Here is a 22147-nt window from a genome sequence, read left to right as displayed (position 1 = left end):
CCTCCCGGGAGATTTAATCTCAGGAGGTTTTTTGTTGTTACTCTTGATTATTTGAATATTGATAATTCGGCTGTTGTTGTACATAAGGCTGTTGGCGATAGTGCTGTTCATAGCCTTGAGTGTAGTATCCTTGCATTGGGTAAGGCTGATAATTAAAAGCTTGCGTCGCTGGAGGCATTTGAGAAGCTATAGGAATGGGCTGAGCTTGCATATGAGCATATGGCTGCATGTTTGGATGCATGTTAGGTTGCATATTTGGTTTCATATTTGCATGCATATTCATATTAGGAGACATATTTGGTGCCATATTATTGACTCCCTTTACTTTATCTTCCTCACAGCAGTCGGCAGGTGGGCCGATAAAGGTGCCAGGTTTAATAGGAGCTAACGCTTCCTTTACCAATGCTTCATTCAAACAGTAAGTATGGGCCAATACATTTGCCGGAGTTTTGCTCAAAATATCCGAGCCTAAGATAACCTCAGGAATAGGTGCGTCAAAAATGGCAAGCAGATGTGTATTATCGACAGTAGCTACTTCATAATGCCACCAGCCTTGCGGCACATTCGCCACTTGACCTGGACATATTGGGAAATGAAGAAGTTCATTTGTAAACGGATTGAGTATAGACACTACTGCTGAACCGCAGATACAATAGACAAGCTCTGCCGCATTTTGATGATAATGAGGCTCCACCACATTCGATTTGCTAAGAAAAATATCAAGGAGTGAGGTATTCTCCAGTGTGTTCAACTGCTTAACCGACAGTAAATTAATGTAGTTGTTGGCATCCTTTTTAAAGAGAGTATTAGTGTTCACATCAAAAGTAAATTGTGTATTAGGGGACGTATAATCCATGTATGAAGTCACTGTTTATTCCTACCCTTCTGTTCCCGTAAATTTTTGATTTCCTAGAACAACATATGCGTTTGCCTATGCCTAGGTGCCGGAGATTCACTGACTCCAATAAAAATTCATCTTTCTCTGTCAATCGGGGCATCCTCTATAATGTTAAATTCTCACACTATACAGGAGGCAAAGTATGAAATCGATTCACATTAAAATAGTATTTGCGTTATGCATCTCTATCTTCACCATTATGGGGTTGCAGCCTTTGAATCAACACCCCGCGGTTGCAGCCGCTAACCACAAATCCTCTACCAAACAGACTCCATTAACCTTTGTTCTGATCCATGGGTCTTGGGCTACAGCAGGTTTTTGGGATGAAACAGCCGCAGAGCTTCGTAAGTTAGGGCACACCGTCTACACACCGGAATATGCAGGACATGGCGCGGATAAGAATAATAATGTAACACATGAGCAAATCACAAAGTCCGTTGTCGACTATATCAAACAAAAAGACTTGAAGGATTTTATTCTGCTCGGACATAGCTTTGGCGGATCAGTCATTCAAACAGTTTCCCAGCAAGTACCTGATCGGATCAAACGGATCGTGTTCTTTGATGCCTTCGCTCCGCTTGACGGACAAAGTGTGGCAGATCAATTTCCTGCTGAGTCACTTAAATCCTTTGAACAGCTAAGAGACGCTTCCGGTAATAACACCATCACGCTCCCTTTCCCGCTCTTCCGGGATACCTTCGTCAACACTGCCAGTCTTGCGCAAGCACAAGCCTTTTATAAACAAGCTCCGCCTGAACCAGCTACCCCACTGTTTGAAAAGCTGGATCTCAAGAAATTCTACAGTCTCCAAATCCCTAAAAGTTATCTTTATTTGACGGAAGACACGGCTATCCCACAAGGTCCATATGGGTTTCACCCGACTCAATCCAGTCATTTGGGCGTTTTCCGCTTCATCGAGGGCAAAGGTGATCATATGACCACTGTCCGAACCGAGCCAAAAATGATGGCGGAATTGATGGTCAAGGCGGGTAGAGATTAGTCGCGTAATAGCGGAATAATGCATTCAGTCAGTAAAAAAGAGCAAGCGTACGGGAATGTTCCCTACTACGCTTGCTCTTTTTACAATTCTCCGCATGTCATTTAAGGATTCGGCTTCACTCCGGTAATCACCCAGCTATTATGATCTTTAACAAGTGAGATCGTCAGTAGCATGGATGGTTCCGGACCATTTGAAGTCGCGGAATCTATGCGCATTTCTATGACCTCTGAATTCGGGTTAATTACTGTTTCTTTAGTAACCTCGTACTTTGTGATCCATGGGCTGGATACACCAGTTACCCAGTTCAGTTCAACAAACTGTGGATACATAACCTTTTTGAGTTCTTTGGAAAAGATCGAATATTGAATCGACGCATTCCTGTGCTGTAAACCGAACCCGTATAACTCAGCCGCTTGAAATGCTGTTGGTAATATGATTCGTTTAGACTCCGGGGCTGGCAAAGGCATGGCTGAGAGCAGCTTTCCATTAGACTGAATCACCGTTCCGTTATCAGGTGCACCTATTGCGATTCCTGGCAGAAGCAATACGCCTGCGATCAGGGTAACCGCCAATTTCTTTTTACTAATCAGAATCACCTCATAGAAAGCTTTTTCACCTCATGTGAATTGAATTCTAATTATTCCCCGTTATCGCTAACTTTTATGTAACCAAAATGCCAACAAAAAAAGCGACCGTGACAATAACGGAATCGCTTGTGAGAAATAGAAATCTATTATCGTTCTACCGATTGTTTAAGCCGTTGATCAGGCGTGAAAAAGAGTCGGTAGCTCAGTACACTGAGCAGTATACTTGTTATGGCCGCAGAAGCGGTGAATGAGAACACAATCAGAATCTGGTAGCGAACAGCGATTACCGGATCAGCGCCTGCTATAATCATCCCCGTCATCATACCTGGAAGCTGGACAAGTCCTACTGTCTTCATTCCGTCGATGGTAGGGATCATGCTGAATTTCACAGATCTTTTTCTAACTTCATGGATCGCTTGTGGAACCGTTGCACCGAGTGACAGCAGGGTCTCGATTTCCCCTTTGCTCTGCTGTATTTCGTGCTTGATATGGTTAATGAACAAACCCGAGACAACCATAGCGCTACCAATGGTCATGCCACTAATGGGAATGATATATTGTGGGGTCGCCTCAATAATATGTAAGCCGAGCAGAATCCCCATCATAAGGAGCTCCATAGTAGCGATCGCAAGTCCAATTCTCCAGACTAATCCACGAAGACCTTTTCCTCTTTTCGCTGCATTCCATGCGGCTACACTTATCATGAAGATTATTATCAAAATAACATAGATCATCTGATCGGTTTTAAAAATAAATTGCAGTACATATCCGACCGCAAGCAATTGAATCGCCGACCTTATAGTGCCTACAATAATATCTTTTTCAAGTCCGAGCTTTTGCCATACCGAAACCAACATCGTCCCTAACACAAACAGAAGCGTAAAACTCAGTGCAGTATAACTCATAAGAATGACGCTCCTTCTAACGGTCGAATAAATCTTTTTGCCAAGTCTTCCTCAGATTCAGCAAAAAAAGATTCACTCAAGTGTTGTTCCAGCTTACCATTCCCCATAAACCATGTAGTAGTGCTTATTCGGCTAGCCTGCTTAAGGTCATGGGTCACCCAAATCATTGAAGTCCCTTCTTCTTTATGCCACTGTTCAAGTAGATCCTCTACCCTTTGAGTGCTGTCAATGTCTAGTGATGCAGTGATTTCATCGAGCAGTAGAACATTAGGTCGTAGCAGCAATGACCGAATCAGGGATATCCGCTGCTTTTCACCGCCAGAGCAATCTGCTGCTTTTTTACTTAAATCCAATTGTTCCAACCCTAGTTGTTCCAATAACCGCTGAACTAATTTATGGTCATATGGTCTGTCATGCAGCTTGCTGACGGTTCTTAGGTTATCCTCCACACTGCCAGGCAACATAACCGCTTGTTGAGCCACAAACCCGATTTTCATTCTCCACAGCCTTGAATCCATATTTTTGAATGAAGTGCCCTTGACAAGCATATCCCCTTCATCTGGAGCATCCAGCAGAGCCATTATTCTAAGTAGTGTGCTTTTACCTTGACCCGAGGCACCGATCAGAGCGATTCGGTCCGATTCAGATATTTCAGCGGAGATGTCCGAGAATAGATATTTCGAAGCTTGTTCGCTGCTTTTCCAGTTCAATTTTGCAAGTCTTTGAATTTCAAAAATACTGCTCAATGCTTTACCTCCTATTGCCAAACGAAAAAATATCATACCATTTCGTATTATAGCATTTAACTACATAAAAAAAGAGAAGGGCATCTCCCCCCATGAGACACGCCTTTCCCTTATATTAATTAATTTATTGATTAAACCGAGCTGTAACGAACACCGCAGGTGAATTCCAGTAGATCGTTACCTCATTCGTAGAATAACTAAGTTCATGATCAGCAAAACACTGAGCGGCTGGTTTTCCGTGTAAATGTTCTACTACATATTCATCATGAAGCCCACGATCTGGCCCCCCAGATACAAGACCCGGCACAGGATCAACCACATGGTCACCAACAGATGGACGATGATGCGGATGCATCACGGGATGATCGCCAAATCCGGTAACATAACTGATATCCAGTACGTTGCGACCCATCAGATAGTGTAAATGATCTAACGCACAGTCCGCAAAGCTCGTATCGCCACTAAAATATTCAGCCACAACTAGCAACATAGCATTGTTCATTACTAGCATATTGCTCCCCCAAATATAGTCGTCCTCTTTTAAGGAGATCCTATAACCATCCTCACGACTCTGTTCCACTAACCGTTCCGCTTCAGATAGAAGTCCTTCTCTTAAGGAAGCATACAAAGCACGGTCTGCTAGATCTTCACCATTTAATAGATACGCAAGCGTGCCGTAGCCCCCCATATCTGCCCAGCCTAGACTGTATTTTGAAAAAGACAACTGCACCAGTTGCAGAACAGCTTGATGGTATTCTTCTTTCCCCGTCGTACGATAGAGCTCCGCAGCTGCCCAATACCGCTCATCCTTGTCGTTCCCATCTCCATATTCACCGGTGCTAATTTCTGGCGGATTTATAAACCCTGGCGCATCTGGATGTTGAACAAGCCATTCCCAAGCTAGTGTTGCGGCATCCAGACATTTCTTCGCATAGGCTGAGTCAAAGGGCTCATATATCCGCGCTGCCATGGCCATGACTCCAGCAAAATCTCCAGTGGCGGTTGCTGACACCGGTGAGAAATATAGATCTGCTGTATCAGCCTCTGGCATCACATCTAAATCTGGAAAGCTCAGCGTAGTCAGTTTATGATACACTCCACCTGTTCTATAGTCTTGCATTTTGAATAACCAATCCAGCTCCACTTTGCATTCCAGCAATATATCTGGAGTTATCCCCCCACTTTCAGGAATCGGGATAGCGCTTACAAAAGCAGATGGATATAACTCATAGGCTAGTAACAGATCGGCGATGGCCTTGGCTCCGGGTCCACTATATTTACCATAATCACCTGCATCATGCCAGCCTCCAGAACAATCTAGCCGACGCTCCGTTTCACCATATACAATTCCCTCTGCTGTATGACATGCCTTATGCTTCCAATCTCCAGCATACTCTTCAGTCAACTCAACCCCGCAACGATAATAATAAAAGGCCTTCAGCAAGCCCTGTTGAAGCTCCTGATAAGGTTTATCTGAGATTATAAATGATGCCGAAGCTATCCCCTCACCTTGCTCAATCCGGTATCTGCCCACTGCATGAACCTCAGAAAAGTCACCTGTATGTACAGTTACTCCACTTGCCTCATCAAATCTGGGAGCACCTGTCTGCCCTTCGAATACAACATTTCCATGATCAACATCAACAACCTGAAAGTCATGTCCAGCACCAGTAAACACTGCAATCTTTTCTCCACCCACCGGATATCCGATTTGATTTACAGTAATGGTTCGGAGTCTACGCTCACTCATCTTCATTCTCCTTCATATCAATTTGATGAAGCCAATGATTACAAGTCTCTCTTTCAAGTTGAGAATACTCTATTCTAGTTGTACGTGGCAATGATAACTACAATAAAAAAACCTAGAGTTAACCAGAAACGGTAACTCTAGGTGATATGATCAGCTTATTTGTCTCCAAGCAGCTTAATAAAGTTAGCTGGAAGTGTGAATTGCTGATTGTGAATCACTATACGGCGAAGCTCCTCAAAGGAACTAAGATCGTCATCTTCATCGTCGTCTTTGATTTCCTTAATGTCCCGATGCAGTCGCTCCATTTGCAGATCAAGTGCATGAGCGGCATCCGCTGCATTTTTCAATTCACGCGTCATACTCTCTGGTACTGACTTATTATATTTATAGAAAATTTTATGTTCGAGACTTGCCCAGAAATCCATAGCAATGGTACGAATTTGTACCTCAACGCACACTAACTCCTGACGATCTGACATAAATACAGGTACCTGAATCAGCAAATGCAAACTTTGATAACCGTTAGGCTTGGGATTCTTAATATAATCCTTCACTTCAAGAACCGTTAAGTCGTCCTGCTTCTGAAGCATTTCACTTACATGATAAATATCTGAGATAAAAGAACAGGTAATTCGTAGACCTGCAATGTCTTTAATACAATTTCTCACAGAATCTAGAGATAATTCTCCATTTTTTCGGAGCATTTTGTTCATAATACTCTCGGGAGACTTGATTCTCGATTTGGTATGTTCAATAGGACTGTAATCGTGAAGAGACTGAAACTCCTGTTTGAGGATCTCAATCTTCGTCTCCATCTCATCTAGTGCAAATTTATAAATCAACATAAACCGGGTGATCTCGTGCTTAAGCTTCTTAAATTGTTCGATTTGATTCTCGGGGGTCATTATCCATTTCTCCTCTTGTAGCTTTTCTCTATATTTATCATAGCCAATCCACTAGTGAAATTCAAATTCAGCGAGCGAATGTGAGGTTATTCAAAGTTAATTTGATTCAAATCCCATATTTCAAATGGGGTATTAGACAAGGGTTTAGTATAACAAGCCATTCGTACTTTAAAAGGCTTATCATTAATTTCAACCATTACATCGCGAAAATAATCAGGTCTTGGTGCTACTTCAGGAGTTGTAGAAAGGACCTTTATGTTCAAAGGATGCTTCATTAGGCTTATTTCTTTCACTGCATCAGCATCGGAATTATAATTTACTTGATTTATGGTTTGGAGTCCCTGTAGTTCCGCATTTAACTGACGTTCAAAATTCCATTTGGAATGCCCAACTTCTATAGTGATCCATCCAATAATAGCTACAATTACAACTAAACATAAAATGAATAGTACATTCTTTTTTACGTTCATTCGCACACCTCCTTGAAGCATACCCATATTCTACCACAACCAATGATTAGCAGAAAAAGAGCTCCCTCTCGGCAGCCCTTTCATCTGTTACAGTAACTGTTCTTTAGTTAAGCTGTTTCCACTTTTGCTCCAACGTTTGAGGGACATAGCTTTCTAATTTTTTTAATAGTTCCAAGGGTTCTTGATCTATATTTAACAAGCTAAGATGCGAAGCGTTAGAAAATCCCTCGTTAATGCTATGTTGAATTAGATTCATCAGAGGATCAAAATAATTCCTGATATTTAAAACCCCTACCGGTTTCTTATGTATACCGATTTGTGACCAGCACAAAACCTCAAACAGCTCTTCATACGTTCCAAAACCGCCGGGTAAAGCAATAAACCCATCCGCCAATTCTCCCATTTTTGCTTTACGTCCATGCATATCGTCCACTTCTATCAGCTGCGTTAATTCTCTATGTACCATCTCTCCATTAAACAATCCCCTAGGCATAACTCCGATCACCTCACCTCCACCGTTCAAAACAGCATTGGCGACTTCACCCATTAATCCAATTTTTGACCCCCCGTAAATTAAGCGATAATCGTTCATAGCCATGTAGTTTCCAAGTTCAACAGCTTTGACTTTATATTCCTCATGCACCCCTAAATTCGATCCTGCAAAAACACAAATTGATTTCAAATCCTCATCTCCAAACTATATATTGATAATATCCGACATCTAATATACTATATGTTGGAGAATAAATCATATAAAAGATTAAGGAGAGCTACATAATATGGAGATCAATGAAGTGCAGAAATGGATTAAAAGTTATTATGGACAAAGAGGCTGGACCGATTATGGTCCTTTTATACGGGTTGGATTTCTTATGGAAGAGACAGGTGAGGTTGCACGGGCAGTACGATCCTATGAAATCGGAAGAGATCGCCCAGATGAATCTACCCCTCCACCAGAGCAACTGAAACAAGACTTGATTGAGGAAATTGGTGATGTGCTAGGCAATATAGCCTTGTTAGCCGATTTGTATGGTATCACTTTAGAAGAGGCATTTACTGCACATAAGGAAAAATTAGTTAAACGCTTTAATTCCTAAGGAGAAGTAGAAAAAGGGCTACAATCGGCATCACCGTATTGTAACCCTTCTTTATCTAACTATTTAAGCCTCGTTAACTATTACTGCCTAATGTATGATTCGAAATAGCATTAATTATTGTTTCCCAATCATCTGGGTGAACTTCGTGACCCGTTCCTTCTAGGGTTAGTAGCGACGCATTAGGAATTTCATCGGCAAGCGCCAGACCATGCTCCAAGGGAAGTACGCTATCTTCTGTACCGTGGATAACTAAGGTAGAAACTATGATATTTTTCGCCTTCCCCTCGTAGTCATCCACTCCTGTAAGAAGCGAATGATTAAACATGCTGAGCAAGTTGTTTGCACGTTTTATTTCCATCCTAACTTGTTTATACGCTCTTTTCTCATCGAATTTATGTTTTGATCCACAGAGTATGCTGGAACCGGAAACCAAGTAATCTGCGACCGCTTTTTCATCTGACCAATCCAGACTAGCTCCATTTGCATGAAAAGCGAGGATCCTCTCATCCATTGGAGGTAAGTTCCGGTCATTATCATCAGATTCAAAAATGCTAGATGCGACCAATGTTAAGGTTAGAACCTTTTGGGGATGACGTATAGCAAGGACTTGTGCAATCATTCCACCTAAGGACATCCCAACGATATTTGCCTGTTCTATATTATAAGCGTCAAGTAACCCAGCAGCATCATCGGCCATATCAATTACCGTATAATTAGAACTCCCAGGCTCATATACAACAGAACGTCCCACATCCCGGTTATCATACCTTATAACATATCGTCCTGTATCTGCTAATCGTTGACAAAACTCCTCATCCCAATAAACCATTGAACAAGTGGCACCCATAATTAGTAATATTGCAGGATTGCTAGGGTCTCCAAAACTATCCGAACATATATCAATTCCGTTTACTTTAAATATCTTTTCGCTCATTGTTTATTCCTCATTTCATTCGAATTTGGTAATCAAAGAATGCACACTTAAATAAGACCCGTCACATTTTGAAATAAATGGATGTTGGTGTCATTGAATTGCACCTCGAATTAACGCAAACGAATGAACTTGATAATCACGATAAGCACTCTCCTACTTCATATTAAAGGGTTGTTAACCCAATTTCGATTATAACATAAAAAGACTATCCTCTGATTTTGAATCAGGAGATAGCCTTTCCATTTATCCAGATAAAACTATTCGTTAAATAAATACTTCCTCAACGGTCAAATTTCGCTCCTTGGATAAATCCCTAAACGTAGTTTCATCTACTTTCACTAACGGTTTAAAAATATCCAAAGGGTTGTTCATAATAATCGTACCTTGCTCTCCGTTGCTAAGCTGAACACTTTTACCTACGAAGTTCGGCAGTAAATGTCCAATCAAAGCTTGTACCGCATTTCCATTCAGCTTGCCAAAGCCCAGCTCATGCACCTTGCGCAGAACGGTAATCAGCCCTTGTTTGGGTTGATTCACTCTTGCAGAGGTCATCCCAACATAGGCATTAGCAACAGCCACAATCAGTGTATACGGGTGCAGGTCCGCCTTACGAAGCATATTAGGATAACCAGTCCCATCCTCGAATTCATGATGCTGAAGCGCCACCAGAGCGGTCTTCTCGTCATTCATAGATTTAAGAATAATATCGTATCCATACGAAGTGTGACGCTTTAGTTCTTCAGTTTCCTCAGGGGTTAAGATCCCCGTCTTATTTAAGATAGATGGGTCGATCTGACTTTTTCCTATGTCGTGTAAATACCCTGCCCGGCTAATCTCGTAGCGTTCTTCTTTGGTATAACCTAACCAAGTCGCTATGTAAAATGATAGCAGTCCCACCTGTAATGAATGATTGTATGTACCAACGTCTTCTCGTTCAAGCAACAGCAATAAGGAAACTACATCCTTATGTTCATCCATTTTTTCCAGCAAGGGCTGCAACGTAAGATCAACATCTGACTGCGTGAAACTGCCCTTGCTGAGTGCTTCTAGAAAAATAGATTCATAGTTTTGGATTGCTAGATCAAAGTTTCCATTTAAGCTTTGCTCCAGATTCGTTCCCTCATTATCCATCGCAATGCTGCGAGGTTCAATATCGACATAATCGATACGATGTCTCATCAGGAGGGTGATTTCTTCTTGGTAAACAATTGTCCCTTTTGGGAGCACGTGTAAACCAACACTATTAAAAGTGTCCAACATAAGACAATCGCCATGTTTGAGATCCGTGACATGAGCTTTCAAAATTCTGCACCCTTCCTATCAATAGGTATATTTTACCTTAAGGATAGCTAAATTATTCCAAAGTCACAATATGGTTAAAGTCTCATTAACACTCTCAATTAGTTCAAAAGACCCCCGCAACATCACCTAAAAAGGAATACTAAAGTCCGCTATCACTTTTCCAATCAACTGATCCTTCGCTACAAAAGGAGTAGCCCAGAGATGAGCATCGTAGCTTATATTCCGGTTATCTCCGAGAAAAAAGTAATGGTCCGACGGAACCGTAACGGGTCCAAAAGTATAGTCCATCCGCTCATTAAGATAGGGTTCATTGATCTCCGTTCCATTTCTGTAAAGGGCTCCGTCTTTAATTTCAATGGTATCACCTGGCAACCCTATCAACCGCTTTACATATCTTTTATTCTCATCACCTGCTACCGGAGGCGTAAACACGACGATATCTCCATGATCGAGTGTCGTCATCCATAACATTTTTTCAACGATTAGACGGTCATTAATTTCAATTGTAGGAATCATAGAGCCAGTAGGAACCCTCATGGCTTCAGCAACATAAGTTCTTACAAACAAAGATAGGACCACTGCGATAGCAACACTAGGCAAATATTGTTTGATAAATTTCAACATAATTGCTCACCTCATATTCATTTTATAAACTCTTTGATCGGTGCAGAAGCTTTTTTCGCTCGTTCATATTCAGTTCATATTGTCGTCATGTATAGTTCATCTTCATCGGGTAAGCTTCCTTTAGCAATTCGTTAAGGTAACTAAAATAAAGCGATTAGAACAGGAGAAGATACGAGTGAAACCAGAAGAAGAGGTTATAAAAAAAAGGATGAATAAACCGCTTAAAATTATACTTATTTCCATAGGGGCTTTAGCAACTGCAATAGTACTTTTTCTAGTGACTGTTTTTGTCGCTAATATTTTCCTCAATAAATCGGACCAAGCTAAAATAAAACCCTATGGTCAGTCTGTAAGCGTCGATGGTAAAAATATGAACGTTTTGATTCAAGGAAAGGGTGAAGAGACAGTCGTGCTCTTACCTGGTTATGGGACGGTGGCACCGGGACTTGATTTTAAGCTGTTAATAGATGAACTATCTCCATTTTACAAAGTTGTCGTGATTGAGCCTTTCGGTTATGGATTAAGTGATAGAACTGAAAAAGAGCGAACCACGGAAAATATTGTGAGTGAAATTCATGAAGCTGTAAAGCAGCTTAATATTGACCGTTATATTCTAATGGCTCACTCTATTTCCGGTATGTACAGTTTGAATTATGTGAACAAATATCCAAACGAAGTGAGTGCATTTGTCGGGATTGATAATAGTATTGCAACGGAAGACAGAATAGGTGTTAAAATACCAACAGGAAAATTAAAACTACTTAGAAAATCAGGCTTGGGCAGATTGTTATTTAAATCAAGTGGAAATCCCTATGCTGAATTGCCGTTTGATGATGAAACTAAAGAACAATTGAGATTGCTTACGCTTAGAAACACTTATAATTACACTAACTTAAATGAAGTGGAACATATGTCTTCTAATTATAAAGGGGCTCTAAATTCAACTTTTCCAAAGGATCTCCCCCTTTTGCTCTTTGTTCAAGGGGATGATACTCTCTTAAAAGATTGGATATCATTGCATGAAGAGCAAGTCAAAAATTCCGTACAAGGAAAATTGGTAAAACTTGATGCAGGACATTATCTGCACCATACCAAATCAAAAGAAATCGCCGAAAATTTTAAGACATTTATGAAAGAAATAAAATAAGTATAGATTGTATCGCTCAGATTGTCTAAACCGTTTCACCTATTCTCCATGCTGCTGCATCATGTGCAAGCTTCCTTGCATTTCATGCCGCAGCATTTTTTTTCTTATTCATACTCGTTAATATTTACGTACCCACACTTCTAAAACCGCTCAATAATGCGATTCATTTCCCCATCTACGTCCATCATAGTATTCTTAGGAATATGAATAACCAACAAACCGCCAAAGATCTGTTCACATTTCCCATCATTCTCTGTGATCCGTTGTTTAAAAGCAGAAATGGCTGCTGAATCAACAGCCTCTTTACTGAGGAGCCAAGCGTACCTTTTGAAATGAGATTTCTGTACAGTTTCCTGATAGTAATAGATCCCTAGCTCTTCTTTCACCCGTATAATATCACCCATTGTAACACTTGGATTAAAGATCGGCGTCTCTTCGATGCGGTATTTATCTTTACCGACTGGAGTAACATCAAGGATTTCAATTTCACGGCCTGCTGGATCGAAGCAAATATGTAGTCCTGACGAATCTAGCATCAGCACACCTCAATTCTATTCAAAATCTGATCTTGATGATTCTAAATAACACAAAACACAATAAATACATTAAGCTTGTAATCCCGAACAACCTGAAGATTCCCGGCGTTAATAACATATATAAACTGTATGGAAAACTCCAAATAAAGGCGAGAAGCATGAGAAGGCTTCTGTTTAAAGAGACACCTATCGCAAGTAATCCGGCAGGCAACACCAACATTACCATACTTATTATAATACTGGATTGATTCGTAACCTCAGAATACGGATTAATGAATATAAATATAAACCATAAAAAAACGGTCATCAAACTGGATACATATCCAATGAGTTTAATGATTGTTAAGTTTATGGATTGCTCCATTCCATCACCTCAATTCTTTCGCAATAATTCTCTCCAGCCATTTCCACGGGAGCAGCGTTTTGCCTAAAATCAAGATCTGGGTGCCTTTGCCGATAGGATACCGAAGCCTCGGTGACTTCATTTCAGTAATACGACCGATGAGATCTGCCACTTGCTTTGGATCAGGTGCAGTTTCAGCGGTATGCTTGGAATATCGTAGCACAGCGTCCAGACGGTCTCTATAAGGAGAATCCTCGACTTGACGAATTTGTGCCATTCCTTTTCCCCAAATCGAAGTACGGAAGGAGCCAGGTTCAATTAATACTACACGTATTCCATAAGGAGACATTTCATGACGCAGACTTTCACTGAATCCTTCTACTGCAAATTTGGAAGCTGCATATGGAGCGTACCCTGGAAACCCGGACAACCCGCTTATACTCCCCACGTTAATAATCGTACCACTTTTCTGTTCTCGCATAACTGGCAGCACAGCTTTTGTCACCGCGACTAATCCGAAAAAATTCGTCTCCATTTGCTGACGCCATTCTTCCATGGATATCTCTTCTATGAAGCCGCCTATAGCAAAGCCTGCATTATTTACCAAAACATCAATTCTTCCGAATGTTTCGTGTACTGAGGTTATAGTCGCCTGTATAGAATCACTATCGGTAACATCCATGGTCATAAAATGAAGCTGCTTCAAGAGTCCTGCATGCTCTGCCTGCTGTTCAAGCTCGCCTTTACGACTCAAATCGCGCATGGTTGCTACAACTTTGAATCCCTGTCCTGCTAGTTTAAGGGCTGTGAGCAGTCCAAATCCACTAGAGGTTCCGGTTATTAAGGCCACTCGATCATGCATTCGATCTAGATGTGAATTCATCTTTGACTCTCCTTATGTTTCATTATTTCAAAAAAGCAAACAAATGTTCTTTTTCGGATTGACTATCCATTAATTTCAAGTTATAGTAAGTGTATCATTTATATTTCTGCGGGAGAAGCACCTCGCAAGATAGGCATTCATGCCTATCTTGGAGGTGCTTTTTTTGCGCACATAGACTAATTAAGGAGCTGAAATGAATGTTTATTCACAATTTTAGTTATTTAAAGAGGTTTGTCCAATTAATCCTAGTAGTAGCTCTCCTCAACATCAACCTTACATTAGCTTCTGCAGGTACAGACTGGGATTCAGCCTTAGATGACATTAACGGTCTCCATGGTAATTATACCTCGCTTCAAGTAGCCCTCAAGTCCGATAGCTCAAAAATTCAAATGCTACGTAAGCAGAACAATGAAACACTGAAATCTATTCACTCTGTCATAGAGTCAACAGATAAGGTTCTGCTGAGTCGTTTATCATCTGAAGCAATGTCGGCTCAGAAGAAACATGCTCCTCTACTGGACCAATACAGCACACTCAGTAAGCAGTCTACCGCAGCCAAGAAAGCTAAGGACTTTAAGACAGCCACTCTCCTGGATCTAAGACGCAATAAGCTAAAAGCTGCGGTAACACTCGCTCGAACTGAAATTAAGGCCAAGACAGACGCTTTGGCAACTGCCCGCAAGCAAACAGCTGCCAAGATCAAGCCTATCAAAGATGCTCTGGCACCAATCACAGCACTGAAGAAGCAAATCACCGCCGAGAACAAGAATATCGCTGTAGCACAGAAAGTTCGTTCAGAAGCAGATAAACAATATAAATCGGCTGTAAAACAAGGGGATGCAATTAAGGCAGTATCAGAAATGAGAATATCCTATGAGCAAATGAAACGAATTCATGACATGCATCAGAATATTTACAGCTGGGAGCAGAAGATCTCCCTAGCTCTACGATCTGCAGAGTCTAAGCTTCCATAATGATTCGCTCCCACCAGCTCATATCAGCTTCACTAACATACTAATTAGTTGGGCTGCGGGCACAATTAGGAGCTGAGCAAATATAGTACCTATAAATCGTGAACCCATCAATACCACATATATTTTTCCTAGCTGATCACGGTATTCTACATTTTCAGTGGCTTTATGGGTAATAAGACCAAGCTGTGGGTCGATAAATATGGTCAACAGTATAGTCGCCATTCCGTTAATCAATCCTGAGGCTTGTGAAGCAGTCGTGCTATATTGAGGCATCAGATGAGCAGCATACAAAGATGATATGACCCCTACGGTGTAAAAGGCTGTAACAAAAACATTCATAACAATAAAACGTTTAGGAATCCCCAGGTATCTGAAGTTATATAGATTCACTTTTGGTTTTCTTATGTATTTTCTAGTATTTTTTAACTGCCCGATCGTTACGCTCGTAAGCAGCTTGGGAATAGAACCTTCGATTTCAAGCTTTGAGATGATTCTCCCAAACAAGCCTACAAAAGTAGGGAAAATAGCAATGGCAATTAATGTCCCTAATGAAGAAGCTAACAATATAATTCTCAAGTAATTAAGAAGCGGGAAATCAGAATGTATTTTGGCATAATCTACGAATTTAGCCGTCAGTGGAGCTTGAATCATGTTTGCAGTTCTTGACACGAGAACAATAATGCCTGTCAGAGACAAAGCAATAGCTATCTTGTTCAGCTTCACCCCGGCGTATCTTACCGAATAAGATAAGGTTTCTGCTGTATGAATAATCATTGTAAGCAAGCATACTACAATCAAGCTATTTACCATTTTTAGGTTCATCTCCATTAAAAGCTATTTATCTATTCGGTGCAGTTTTGGGCGAAAGTATTGATCCAGTCCGTAAGAAAGCGTAATTCCAACGGTATATCGAACAAGGTCAATCCATAGGAATCCCTTTCCGAGAATCAACCCACCGAGTACGGTAGCACGGATGCTGTTGATCCACTCTGCTTGATACAGTTGGCTAAATTCTATGCCGAAGCTAAACATCAGGCTCCACATAAAAGCGATCCACAGCTTCCGGTTCACTAGCAGTACACGAAATATAAAGTAAACCATGCTGCCCCAAAGCGCGTCTCCAAAATGTCTCGTTACAAACAAAGGTAGCTGTTCCGAGAATGCTCTAGAGCATAACCCCAGTACAATAACAATTAAGCAGATGCATCCATAAATAACTCTTTCTTTTAAAGCATTGACTCTCATTTCCATCCTCTATCCTGCGTCTGACTTGAAATTTATGCTTGATATAATATTAATCATCACGATATAAAACGGATAAATAATCATGGCCCCTATTATGATTAACCCCGTTACCGGGACTGGTCTATCCGCAGCTTCTGTAATTGGGAACCATGCTGCGAATAAATTAATAAACAGAACCAAATAGGGAAACCACAGGATCGTAGTGAAATACATGGATTTTTTACCGATCAAATATTTTTTTGTCATCCAAACAAACCCTAAGTACTTCGGGGTTCCACATTCGTTCCACACTAGTGAGCTCTAATTCGTCAAATTCCAGCCTATAAATATCTGGTTTCGAAGTCTGTTCAAAGAACTCATAACCATACTTTTTATTGAAGTAATTCAGGATAATGGTCATGATATTCCCGTGGGTACCTAGTGCAATTTTGCTGCCTTTATTTTGCTGGATCAATTGCTTCATGATGGGGATCGCACGCTCTTGCGCTTCCTGAGTACTCTCACCATTTGGCATTTTATATTGTAAGTCTGTGAATGATGCCCGGATACCTTGAAGAAATTCTTGTTCACTGATCTCAATTTCCACACTTGCGATGGCTCTTTCTCTAAGTTCCTCATACAGCTTAATTTCTTGATCTGAAGCTTCAGCCAAATACTTAATTGTATCGATGGCTCGTCTATAAGGACTGGAGACAAAATGTGTGATCTCTTCCTCTGCCAATATTTCTTTAATTCTATAAGCGTCCTCATGCCCTTTATCAGATAATCCTCGTTCCCTCTCATCTCCAAGCACAAAAGGTGATACCGCGTGCCTAATCATATAAATAAAAGTCTTCATGAGTTACTCCTCTCCAGCTCATTCAAATATCGTTTTTGCCACTTCGCGCTCTTTCTTGAAAATCTCCACTGGATAGGGAATGGCCATCTCGGGCAGCTCACTCTCTTTAAAGAACTTAAATTCTTCGACTTCTCCATCCATTGCTCTCAGCGTTCCACGGATGATAGAACACTCAAATACGATGACTGTATATTCCACCTGGTCTCCATTGTTATATTCGTATCTATATTTCCCTCCACCAAAAACCCCAAGAATGGAAGTAGGATGCACCATTAATCCAGTCTCTTCATATACTTCTCTGCGCAAAGTTCTTCCCGGCCGTTCCCCTGGCTCGATGGCGCCTGCTGGCAATCCCCACAAGGACTCTTCAGGTTTTCGAATAAATAGAATTTCATCTTCTTTATTTCTTATTACTGCAGCTACGGAAGGCATCATTAATAACTCTGAACCGACTTTTCCTCGGATCTCCTGATAATACTCAGACATCGGCACGCTATTCATCCATCCTCTCACACCGTTTTGTAGAACATCATCCTATTTTCCTCCGGCTTCCCAAAAACCCACATTATGTATATATTAGACATCTCTGTGATGGAATCCTTTAGATTCGGTAATATGCTTAGCGTGGAACAAAAAAAGCTTCCGAACGGCTCAATACTTTCTGAGGTCCGGAAGCAGTTACAATGAGGTGAGACTTTGAGCTTAATGTTTCCCTTTGTAGCCGGCAAGCTGTACGATCATGATGACAAGAACAAGCAATGAAATGAGCTGATCAATACTCATTTGCGTCCGCCTCCAATCCCAAATGAAGGATGGCTCTTCGGACGGCATTTCCTCTCCCAAGGACACTGCTTCGTTCCCCTTATACACACTATGTAACATGAGTTCCAATTATTACTTTAAGATTGACTTACCCCTCCATACGAGCAATTTCTTTCTCCACTTCATCTAGTTGATCTTCGCCGAACACTTTAAAGCCATTCTGCCGTAATAACTCCGTAGTCGTACCTTCTCCTGACATCTTCGTATCCATAAAAGTACCATCATAAATATAAAGACTACCACAAGAAGGACTATCCTGTTTTAATATCGCTAATATAACTTGATGTTCTGTAGCCAGCTTCAGCGTTGCTTGAGCACCTTTCATAAAAGGTTCCGTAACATCCACACCTGCACCTGTTACCACCCGCTCACCTTGCCGCTGGGCATCAGGACGAGGCGTTGATAACCCTCCGACTACCTCAGGACAAATGTGGACAAAACGCCCTTCCTCATACCACTTCAAGAAACGAGCATCGAGACACGGTACATCACCATTATCATAACGCACTTTATGTCCTAACAGACATGCGCTTACTAGAATCTTCCCTGTCATCGTTATCTCCACCAGTCCGTCTAGTATTTAATATATGGCTATATTATTTACGACACAAAACTGATATGCAAGATCGAAATGCTTGTCACTGAAATCTTTGTGCTTCATATACAAAAGAATGCTTATTATGTTCATATAGGCATCATTAATCTTGATATTGGGGGGTCTTCTCACTTCTATACCGACTCCAGCAAGTCCACAATAAATCAGCCATAAGATAGAGTCCCACGAAAGGAAAAATAATTCCCCAAACATTATAGACTAGTGAATACAAACGCTCCATAAACGGCTGAATCCCATATACACAAGCTACCGATAGCGCCCACCAATATAGGGAGAATCGAAGGCAAATATGCCCTTGCAGTTGATAAGACATCCCTGAATAATCCCACCATTGCTTTTGAAACACAGTTTTCAGCACCCAACCACTTACGTATTCAACAGCTGAAGGAACGACTAACGCAAGCAGGAGGAAAATTGGGAAAGGCAGGGTTAAGTCTCTGGCAATCAATAGAAGCAGTGGTGCAAATCCATACATTGGTTTAAAAGGGCCTTTTAGAAAGCCTTCTTTGCGAAAGCTTCCATTACTATATAAGTTATATGTACCTTCCAATATCCAGCCTAAAAAAGAGTAGATCATAAAATAAAAGAAATATTGGCCAGCCACTGCCATCGCAGAATCTCCGCTTGAAGAAAATATAGAAGTCATCATGTTTATACACCGCTCCTAGTTGTCATTATTTTCTTAAATATCCATCCGGCCCTATTATGCCTTAATCCTTCAGGAGATATGCGCAACAAAAAAGACATAACCCAAAGGTTATGTCTTCATTACAAATTATAAAAAGTGAAGCGGATTCTCTATCCATCCACGCTTATGGTTTAAGCCGTTCTTCGTGATTCTGAGCCGATATTAGCGACTGATCGTCGTCTTGTTTCTTTAACGTATCCGTTGTAAGTTCACTACGTACGCCAAAGTTTGAACCATACTTTTTCTCAAAGTTGCCTACAAGAGCCTCACCACGTTTTTGCCGATATCGGCTGTTCTCATTCCGACTACGCATTTCATTTCCTCCCTGCTACAAGAATGGCTGAGATCTGTGAAATATGCGAAAAGCTACTAAGAATTTGGAGAAAACTCTCTGATGAGGTTGTACCTGAATTCATTATACAATAATTTCTAAAATCATCTCAAGAAAAACAGACTGCCCAATGAAGGACAGCCTGTCTTCCGAATCATTTAGTCCAAATCGTTAGGAAGCGGATCAGGATGCGAGGACTCTGCAGGCTTGGCTACCCAATCGTCTGCTTCTGGCTCGATGTCCACACCATTCTCCATCTTCTTAATTTCAGCTAATGAATCGCCGTCTTTATTTTCCTTGTTGCGGATTTCCGCTTCATCTTGAGAATAATCTGACATGTGAAATCCTCCTCAGGTGCTTTGCTTTATTTGTTCCTTAGTTATAGTTACCCGATGGAGTGTTTTGCAAACATAGTTACGATGAATGAATTTAAGGGTACATGATCCAAGCTACCACCGGACCGATACATGAACCGACAATAGCACAAACGGTCATCGCTACGGAGCTCATTGAAACTGACTGTTCACCGTATTCCAGTGCCTTTGCAGTTCCAAGTGCATGAGAACCCGTTCCTAACCCGATCCCAATCCCAACTTCGCTTCGAATCTTAAACAGTTTAATAATGAGAGGACCGCCAATCGCACCTGTAAATCCGGCAATCATTACAAATACGGAGGTTAGCGAGGAGTCCCCACCTAAACCATTTGAGATTTGTATCGCCACAGGTGTTGTGATCGATTTTGGCAAAATGGACAGAACATACAATTTAGAGAATCCTAGACCAGCCGCCAAAAGCAGACCACTAAACATCCCTAATAACAGACCTGCAATCGCTCCCCCCAGGATGGCCGGAAGATTCTCAACTAACACATTACGTTGTTTATACAATGGGTAGGCTAGCGCCACTACAGCAGGACCGAGTAACTGATTGATCCACTGACCGCCTATCATATATGTATCATACGGAATATGAAAATATAGAAGTATTGCTACAACAAGGACTGTTGCTGTTAACGCGGGAATCAGTACAGGAAACCGAAAACGTCTATAAATTACGGACATCATCAAATAAATAGCAACATTAAGCAGGACAATTCCTGTCGCGATAAAAAACATTATAATTCCTTCCCCTTTTCGCTTAAGCTCTTGCTGCTCCAGCCCGCCTTGCTCTTTCCTTTCAAGGTTGAAAGCCATTGACTCGTATGTGCTGCTGCTGCAATTGTGAGGACGCTGCTAACGATAAGAATCAAGATTAAGAGCAAACCTCTTCCACTAAAAATATCCATATGCTTCACGATCCCAGCCGTCGCTGGAATAAAAAATAACGGAAGGTAAGCTAATATTGTTGTTGCACCATCTTCAATCCACTTCACTGGTACAACCTTGAATAGCAATAAAACAAAGAGCAAAAGTAATCCGACGATACTCCCAGAAACGGGAAGATGCAGCTGCTTTTGCAGGAAGTCTCCAGCCAAGTAGAACAAATAAAGCAGGAACACTTGGATAATTATGCGAATGATTTTCATGATGCAGGATCCCTTCATTATTAAATTAACTCGATAAAGCTTAAAATGGGTCACCTCAATAAGAGTATCAGAGTTTTCATGAAAATTTCAATTACTTTTCGAATCTTGTAAGAATTAAACAAAAATAACCTGCATGATCTCCAAGACACTGGAGACTTTGCAGGTTTCATTATTTTCGTTATGCAGCTCAAAAATGAGATTCCAGCTTAGTTAAACCCACTGAACGACTTGCTCTGCGCTTTGTCTTGTTTTTCCACGTGGTTCATTCAAACGATACCCAAAGGCTACCATGCAGGAGATTCCAAAATGTTCGGCATCCATAATCCCCTCTTCGGTAAGAACTTGCTCTATCTTCGCCTTATCGAAACCTTCCATTGGGCAAGAATCGATTCCGATTAAAGCGGCTGATGTCATCATATTACCAAGAGCTATATAAGTCTGCCGGCAGCTCCATTCGAACATTGCACGCTCATTCTCCATCAATCCGAAATCAACCTTCAAGAACTTATCGAACATATTACCTTTACCTTCCATCACTTCTGGAGGTAGCTCCTGCACATGCTCCATGATCCCTTTAATATAATCTGAATCAGCAGCCATATCTTTAGGAAGACGTGAGAGAATCAATACAAAATGACTTGCGGTTGGCAATTGCTTTTGTGCTCCCCAGGCATGAGCACGTAATTTCTCACGTATTTCCGGACTTTGTACTACGACAAAACGCCAAGGCTCGAATCCGAATGAACTTGGTGACAGACGTCCTGTTTCCAGAATAAACTGAAAGTCTGACTCACTAATTTTTTTATGACTATCAAATTCTTTAGTTGCATGTCTGAACTGGTAAGCAGACAAGATTTCATTCTTGTTTAATGATAAAGTATCCATATTTAACACTCCTTTTATTTGCTTAGAATCAACGACCCATTTGACTGTTTGCCGTTCTCATGCTTAATATTAGAATATATATCACTTCTTTAAAA

At 41.0% G+C, this 22147-nt stretch carries 30 protein-coding genes and 1 pseudogene; 5 read left to right on the top strand and 26 right to left on the bottom strand.

Translation table 11 applies throughout. From position 1 onward, the window contains the following. Window positions 1-37: 37 nt before the first annotated feature. Window positions 38-856: a cupin domain-containing protein gene (locus MKX60_RS16685; protein ID WP_339802739.1), complete on the bottom strand. Its 819-nt coding sequence runs from the start codon at window positions 854-856 to the stop codon at window positions 38-40. A gap of 184 nt (window positions 857-1040) precedes the next feature. Between MKX60_RS16685 and MKX60_RS16680 the strand changes: the two genes are divergently transcribed. Next, window positions 1041-1898, top strand: coding sequence for an alpha/beta hydrolase (locus tag MKX60_RS16680; RefSeq protein WP_052404246.1), 858 nt, complete (start codon window positions 1041-1043; stop codon window positions 1896-1898). 101 nt (window positions 1899-1999) lie between these two features. Here MKX60_RS16680 and MKX60_RS16675 read toward each other — a convergent pair whose 3' ends face one another. Continuing rightward, window positions 2000-2494, bottom strand: a complete 495-nt coding sequence (locus MKX60_RS16675; protein WP_341060452.1) for a hypothetical protein — start codon at window positions 2492-2494, stop codon at window positions 2000-2002. Between the two features lie 82 nt (window positions 2495-2576). On the opposite strand from MKX60_RS16675, the pseudogene MKX60_RS31710 reads away from it, so the two are divergent. Continuing rightward, window positions 2577-2624, top strand: a pseudogene (locus MKX60_RS31710) (excalibur calcium-binding domain-containing protein); the annotation flags it as partial. 7 nt (window positions 2625-2631) lie between these two features. Here MKX60_RS31710 and MKX60_RS16670 read toward each other — a convergent pair. From MKX60_RS16670 to MKX60_RS16645, 6 genes are all read right to left on the bottom strand, one after another. Then, entirely contained in the window at window positions 2632-3390 is a 759-nt protein-coding gene (locus MKX60_RS16670; RefSeq protein ID WP_042187159.1) for an ABC transporter permease, read from the bottom strand. Then, window positions 3387-4136 carry an ABC transporter ATP-binding protein gene (locus tag MKX60_RS16665; RefSeq protein ID WP_341060450.1) on the bottom strand — a complete coding sequence of 250 codons (750 nt, stop codon included), beginning with the start codon at window positions 4134-4136 and terminating at the stop codon, window positions 3387-3389. Before MKX60_RS16665 ends, MKX60_RS16670 begins: the two co-directional genes overlap by 4 nt. A 124-nt stretch (window positions 4137-4260) precedes the next feature. Then, window positions 4261-5886, bottom strand: coding sequence for a glycoside hydrolase family 9 protein (locus tag MKX60_RS16660; protein ID WP_341060448.1), 1626 nt, complete (start codon window positions 5884-5886; stop codon window positions 4261-4263). Window positions 5887-6041: 155 nt separating this feature from the next. Continuing rightward, window positions 6042-6791: a GTP pyrophosphokinase gene (locus MKX60_RS16655; RefSeq protein ID WP_042187155.1), complete on the bottom strand. Its 750-nt coding sequence runs from the start codon at window positions 6789-6791 to the stop codon at window positions 6042-6044. Window positions 6792-6877: 86 nt separating this feature from the next. After that, window positions 6878-7261, bottom strand: a complete 384-nt coding sequence (locus tag MKX60_RS16650) for a hypothetical protein (protein WP_339802728.1) — start codon at window positions 7259-7261, stop codon at window positions 6878-6880. Window positions 7262-7364: 103 nt separating this feature from the next. Beyond that, window positions 7365-7943 (bottom strand): LOG family protein, encoded by a 579-nt coding sequence (locus tag MKX60_RS16645; RefSeq protein WP_339247212.1) that lies wholly within the window; start codon window positions 7941-7943, stop codon window positions 7365-7367. A 97-nt stretch (window positions 7944-8040) separates the two neighbouring features. Here MKX60_RS16645 and MKX60_RS16640 point away from each other — a divergent pair, with 97 nt between their 5' ends. Then, on the top strand, window positions 8041-8358 hold the full coding sequence (locus tag MKX60_RS16640; RefSeq protein WP_042187151.1) for a MazG nucleotide pyrophosphohydrolase domain-containing protein: 318 nt from the start codon (window positions 8041-8043) through the stop codon (window positions 8356-8358). A 73-nt stretch (window positions 8359-8431) separates the two neighbouring features. On the opposite strand, the gene MKX60_RS16635 is transcribed toward MKX60_RS16640, so the two are convergent. The 3 genes from MKX60_RS16635 to lepB form a co-directional block, all read right to left on the bottom strand. Continuing rightward, window positions 8432-9292: an alpha/beta fold hydrolase gene (locus tag MKX60_RS16635; protein ID WP_341060446.1), complete on the bottom strand. Its 861-nt coding sequence runs from the start codon at window positions 9290-9292 to the stop codon at window positions 8432-8434. 264 nt (window positions 9293-9556) lie between these two features. Then, window positions 9557-10594 (bottom strand): HD-GYP domain-containing protein, encoded by a 1038-nt coding sequence (locus MKX60_RS16630; RefSeq protein WP_042187147.1) that lies wholly within the window; start codon window positions 10592-10594, stop codon window positions 9557-9559. Between the two features lie 126 nt (window positions 10595-10720). Next, window positions 10721-11218 carry a signal peptidase I gene (gene lepB, locus MKX60_RS16625; protein WP_341060444.1) on the bottom strand — a complete coding sequence of 166 codons (498 nt, stop codon included), beginning with the start codon at window positions 11216-11218 and terminating at the stop codon, window positions 10721-10723. Between the two features lie 208 nt (window positions 11219-11426). Here lepB and MKX60_RS16620 point away from each other — a divergent pair, with 208 nt between their 5' ends. Continuing rightward, window positions 11427-12365 carry an alpha/beta hydrolase gene (locus MKX60_RS16620; RefSeq protein ID WP_341061122.1) on the top strand — a complete coding sequence of 313 codons (939 nt, stop codon included), beginning with the start codon at window positions 11427-11429 and terminating at the stop codon, window positions 12363-12365. Window positions 12366-12505: 140 nt separating this feature from the next. On the opposite strand, the gene MKX60_RS16615 is transcribed toward MKX60_RS16620, so the two are convergent. Both MKX60_RS16615 and MKX60_RS16610 read right to left on the bottom strand, forming a co-directional pair. Beyond that, complete coding sequence (locus MKX60_RS16615) at window positions 12506-12901, bottom strand: DUF4265 domain-containing protein (RefSeq protein ID WP_076298441.1); 396 nt, start codon at window positions 12899-12901, stop codon at window positions 12506-12508. A 368-nt stretch (window positions 12902-13269) separates the two neighbouring features. Next, window positions 13270-14127, bottom strand: a complete 858-nt coding sequence (locus MKX60_RS16610) for an SDR family oxidoreductase (RefSeq protein ID WP_076298443.1) — start codon at window positions 14125-14127, stop codon at window positions 13270-13272. 197 nt (window positions 14128-14324) lie between these two features. Between MKX60_RS16610 and MKX60_RS16605 the strand changes: the two genes are divergently transcribed. Next, complete coding sequence (locus tag MKX60_RS16605) at window positions 14325-15101, top strand: hypothetical protein (RefSeq protein ID WP_076298444.1); 777 nt, start codon at window positions 14325-14327, stop codon at window positions 15099-15101. An 18-nt stretch (window positions 15102-15119) separates the two neighbouring features. Here MKX60_RS16605 and MKX60_RS16600 read toward each other — a convergent pair whose 3' ends face one another. From MKX60_RS16600 to MKX60_RS16540, 13 genes are all read right to left on the bottom strand, one after another. After that, a complete protein-coding gene (locus MKX60_RS16600; RefSeq protein ID WP_042187128.1) occupies window positions 15120-15911 on the bottom strand; it encodes a lipid II flippase Amj family protein in 792 nt (263 codons plus the stop codon). A 24-nt stretch (window positions 15912-15935) separates the two neighbouring features. Then, window positions 15936-16346, bottom strand: a complete 411-nt coding sequence (locus MKX60_RS16595) for a ribosomal maturation YjgA family protein (RefSeq protein WP_341060442.1) — start codon at window positions 16344-16346, stop codon at window positions 15936-15938. A 9-nt stretch (window positions 16347-16355) separates the two neighbouring features. Further along, complete coding sequence (locus tag MKX60_RS16590) at window positions 16356-16592, bottom strand: hypothetical protein (protein ID WP_341060441.1); 237 nt, start codon at window positions 16590-16592, stop codon at window positions 16356-16358. Then, window positions 16567-17184, bottom strand: a complete 618-nt coding sequence (locus MKX60_RS16585) for a histidine phosphatase family protein (protein ID WP_076298446.1) — start codon at window positions 17182-17184, stop codon at window positions 16567-16569. Before MKX60_RS16585 ends, MKX60_RS16590 begins: the two co-directional genes overlap by 26 nt. Before the next feature lie 18 nt (window positions 17185-17202). After that, window positions 17203-17676 carry an NUDIX domain-containing protein gene (locus MKX60_RS16580; RefSeq protein ID WP_076298606.1) on the bottom strand — a complete coding sequence of 158 codons (474 nt, stop codon included), beginning with the start codon at window positions 17674-17676 and terminating at the stop codon, window positions 17203-17205. A gap of 210 nt (window positions 17677-17886) precedes the next feature. Continuing rightward, a complete protein-coding gene (locus MKX60_RS16575; protein ID WP_156113097.1) occupies window positions 17887-18033 on the bottom strand; it encodes a hypothetical protein in 147 nt (48 codons plus the stop codon). 61 nt (window positions 18034-18094) lie between these two features. Continuing rightward, entirely contained in the window at window positions 18095-18559 is a 465-nt protein-coding gene (locus MKX60_RS16570) for a DUF523 domain-containing protein (RefSeq protein ID WP_076298447.1), read from the bottom strand. Window positions 18560-18704: 145 nt separating this feature from the next. Further along, window positions 18705-19271, bottom strand: a complete 567-nt coding sequence (locus tag MKX60_RS16565; RefSeq protein WP_256716217.1) for a putative ABC transporter permease — start codon at window positions 19269-19271, stop codon at window positions 18705-18707. Between the two features lie 163 nt (window positions 19272-19434). Beyond that, window positions 19435-19623: a hypothetical protein gene (locus MKX60_RS16560; protein ID WP_076283037.1), complete on the bottom strand. Its 189-nt coding sequence runs from the start codon at window positions 19621-19623 to the stop codon at window positions 19435-19437. Window positions 19624-19799: 176 nt separating this feature from the next. Continuing rightward, entirely contained in the window at window positions 19800-19979 is a 180-nt protein-coding gene (locus MKX60_RS16555) for a hypothetical protein (RefSeq protein WP_042126589.1), read from the bottom strand. A gap of 91 nt (window positions 19980-20070) precedes the next feature. Then, window positions 20071-20757 carry an LrgB family protein gene (locus MKX60_RS16550; RefSeq protein WP_042187114.1) on the bottom strand — a complete coding sequence of 229 codons (687 nt, stop codon included), beginning with the start codon at window positions 20755-20757 and terminating at the stop codon, window positions 20071-20073. Next, window positions 20757-21167, bottom strand: coding sequence for a CidA/LrgA family holin-like protein (locus MKX60_RS16545; RefSeq protein WP_076283039.1), 411 nt, complete (start codon window positions 21165-21167; stop codon window positions 20757-20759). The genes MKX60_RS16550 and MKX60_RS16545 overlap by 1 nt, the downstream gene beginning before the upstream one ends. A gap of 210 nt (window positions 21168-21377) precedes the next feature. After that, on the bottom strand, window positions 21378-22052 hold the full coding sequence (locus tag MKX60_RS16540) for an NAD(P)H-dependent oxidoreductase (RefSeq protein ID WP_149644076.1): 675 nt from the start codon (window positions 22050-22052) through the stop codon (window positions 21378-21380). Between the last annotated feature and the right edge of the window lie 95 nt (window positions 22053-22147).

The organism is Paenibacillus sp. FSL R5-0914 (genome assembly GCF_038004525.1).
Lineage (GTDB): Bacteria > Bacillota > Bacilli > Paenibacillales > Paenibacillaceae > Paenibacillus_AQ.
This window is presented reverse-complemented; position numbering and strand designations above follow the sequence as displayed.

What these genes read in the sequence shown, in the direction of transcription:
- MKX60_RS16655 (WP_042187155.1), bottom strand. Translation starts at nt 6,791, where the DNA reads ATGACCCCCGAGAATCAAATCGAACAATTTAAGAAGCTTAAGCACGAG.
- MKX60_RS16600 (WP_042187128.1), bottom strand. Translation starts at nt 15,911, where the DNA reads ATGGTAAATAGCTTGATTGTAGTATGCTTGCTTACAATGATTATTCAT.
- MKX60_RS16565 (WP_256716217.1), bottom strand. Translation starts at nt 19,271, where the DNA reads ATGATGACTTCTATATTTTCTTCAAGCGGAGATTCTGCGATGGCAGTG.
- MKX60_RS16550 (WP_042187114.1), bottom strand. Translation starts at nt 20,757, where the DNA reads ATGTTTTTTATCGCGACAGGAATTGTCCTGCTTAATGTTGCTATTTAT.
- MKX60_RS16650 (WP_339802728.1), bottom strand. Translation starts at nt 7,261, where the DNA reads ATGAACGTAAAAAAGAATGTACTATTCATTTTATGTTTAGTTGTAATT.
- MKX60_RS16620 (WP_341061122.1), top strand. Translation starts at nt 11,427, where the DNA reads ATGAATAAACCGCTTAAAATTATACTTATTTCCATAGGGGCTTTAGCA.
- MKX60_RS16540 (WP_149644076.1), bottom strand. Translation starts at nt 22,052, where the DNA reads ATGGATACTTTATCATTAAACAAGAATGAAATCTTGTCTGCTTACCAG.
- MKX60_RS16640 (WP_042187151.1), top strand. Translation starts at nt 8,041, where the DNA reads ATGGAGATCAATGAAGTGCAGAAATGGATTAAAAGTTATTATGGACAA.
- MKX60_RS16615 (WP_076298441.1), bottom strand. Translation starts at nt 12,901, where the DNA reads ATGCTAGATTCGTCAGGACTACATATTTGCTTCGATCCAGCAGGCCGT.
- MKX60_RS16555 (WP_042126589.1), bottom strand. Translation starts at nt 19,979, where the DNA reads ATGTCAGATTATTCTCAAGATGAAGCGGAAATCCGCAACAAGGAAAAT.
- MKX60_RS16545 (WP_076283039.1), bottom strand. Translation starts at nt 21,167, where the DNA reads ATGAAAATCATTCGCATAATTATCCAAGTGTTCCTGCTTTATTTGTTC.
- MKX60_RS16670 (WP_042187159.1), bottom strand. Translation starts at nt 3,390, where the DNA reads ATGAGTTATACTGCACTGAGTTTTACGCTTCTGTTTGTGTTAGGGACG.
- MKX60_RS16590 (WP_341060441.1), bottom strand. Translation starts at nt 16,592, where the DNA reads ATGACAAAAAAATATTTGATCGGTAAAAAATCCATGTATTTCACTACG.
- MKX60_RS16635 (WP_341060446.1), bottom strand. Translation starts at nt 9,292, where the DNA reads ATGAGCGAAAAGATATTTAAAGTAAACGGAATTGATATATGTTCGGAT.
- MKX60_RS16680 (WP_052404246.1), top strand. Translation starts at nt 1,041, where the DNA reads ATGAAATCGATTCACATTAAAATAGTATTTGCGTTATGCATCTCTATC.
- MKX60_RS16660 (WP_341060448.1), bottom strand. Translation starts at nt 5,886, where the DNA reads ATGAGTGAGCGTAGACTCCGAACCATTACTGTAAATCAAATCGGATAT.
- MKX60_RS16595 (WP_341060442.1), bottom strand. Translation starts at nt 16,346, where the DNA reads ATGAGAGTCAATGCTTTAAAAGAAAGAGTTATTTATGGATGCATCTGC.
- MKX60_RS16560 (WP_076283037.1), bottom strand. Translation starts at nt 19,623, where the DNA reads ATGCGTAGTCGGAATGAGAACAGCCGATATCGGCAAAAACGTGGTGAG.
- lepB (WP_341060444.1), bottom strand. Translation starts at nt 11,218, where the DNA reads ATGTTGAAATTTATCAAACAATATTTGCCTAGTGTTGCTATCGCAGTG.
- MKX60_RS16585 (WP_076298446.1), bottom strand. Translation starts at nt 17,184, where the DNA reads ATGAAGACTTTTATTTATATGATTAGGCACGCGGTATCACCTTTTGTG.
- MKX60_RS16605 (WP_076298444.1), top strand. Translation starts at nt 14,325, where the DNA reads ATGTTTATTCACAATTTTAGTTATTTAAAGAGGTTTGTCCAATTAATC.
- MKX60_RS16610 (WP_076298443.1), bottom strand. Translation starts at nt 14,127, where the DNA reads ATGAATTCACATCTAGATCGAATGCATGATCGAGTGGCCTTAATAACC.
- MKX60_RS16570 (WP_076298447.1), bottom strand. Translation starts at nt 18,559, where the DNA reads ATGACAGGGAAGATTCTAGTAAGCGCATGTCTGTTAGGACATAAAGTG.
- MKX60_RS16685 (WP_339802739.1), bottom strand. Translation starts at nt 856, where the DNA reads ATGGATTATACGTCCCCTAATACACAATTTACTTTTGATGTGAACACT.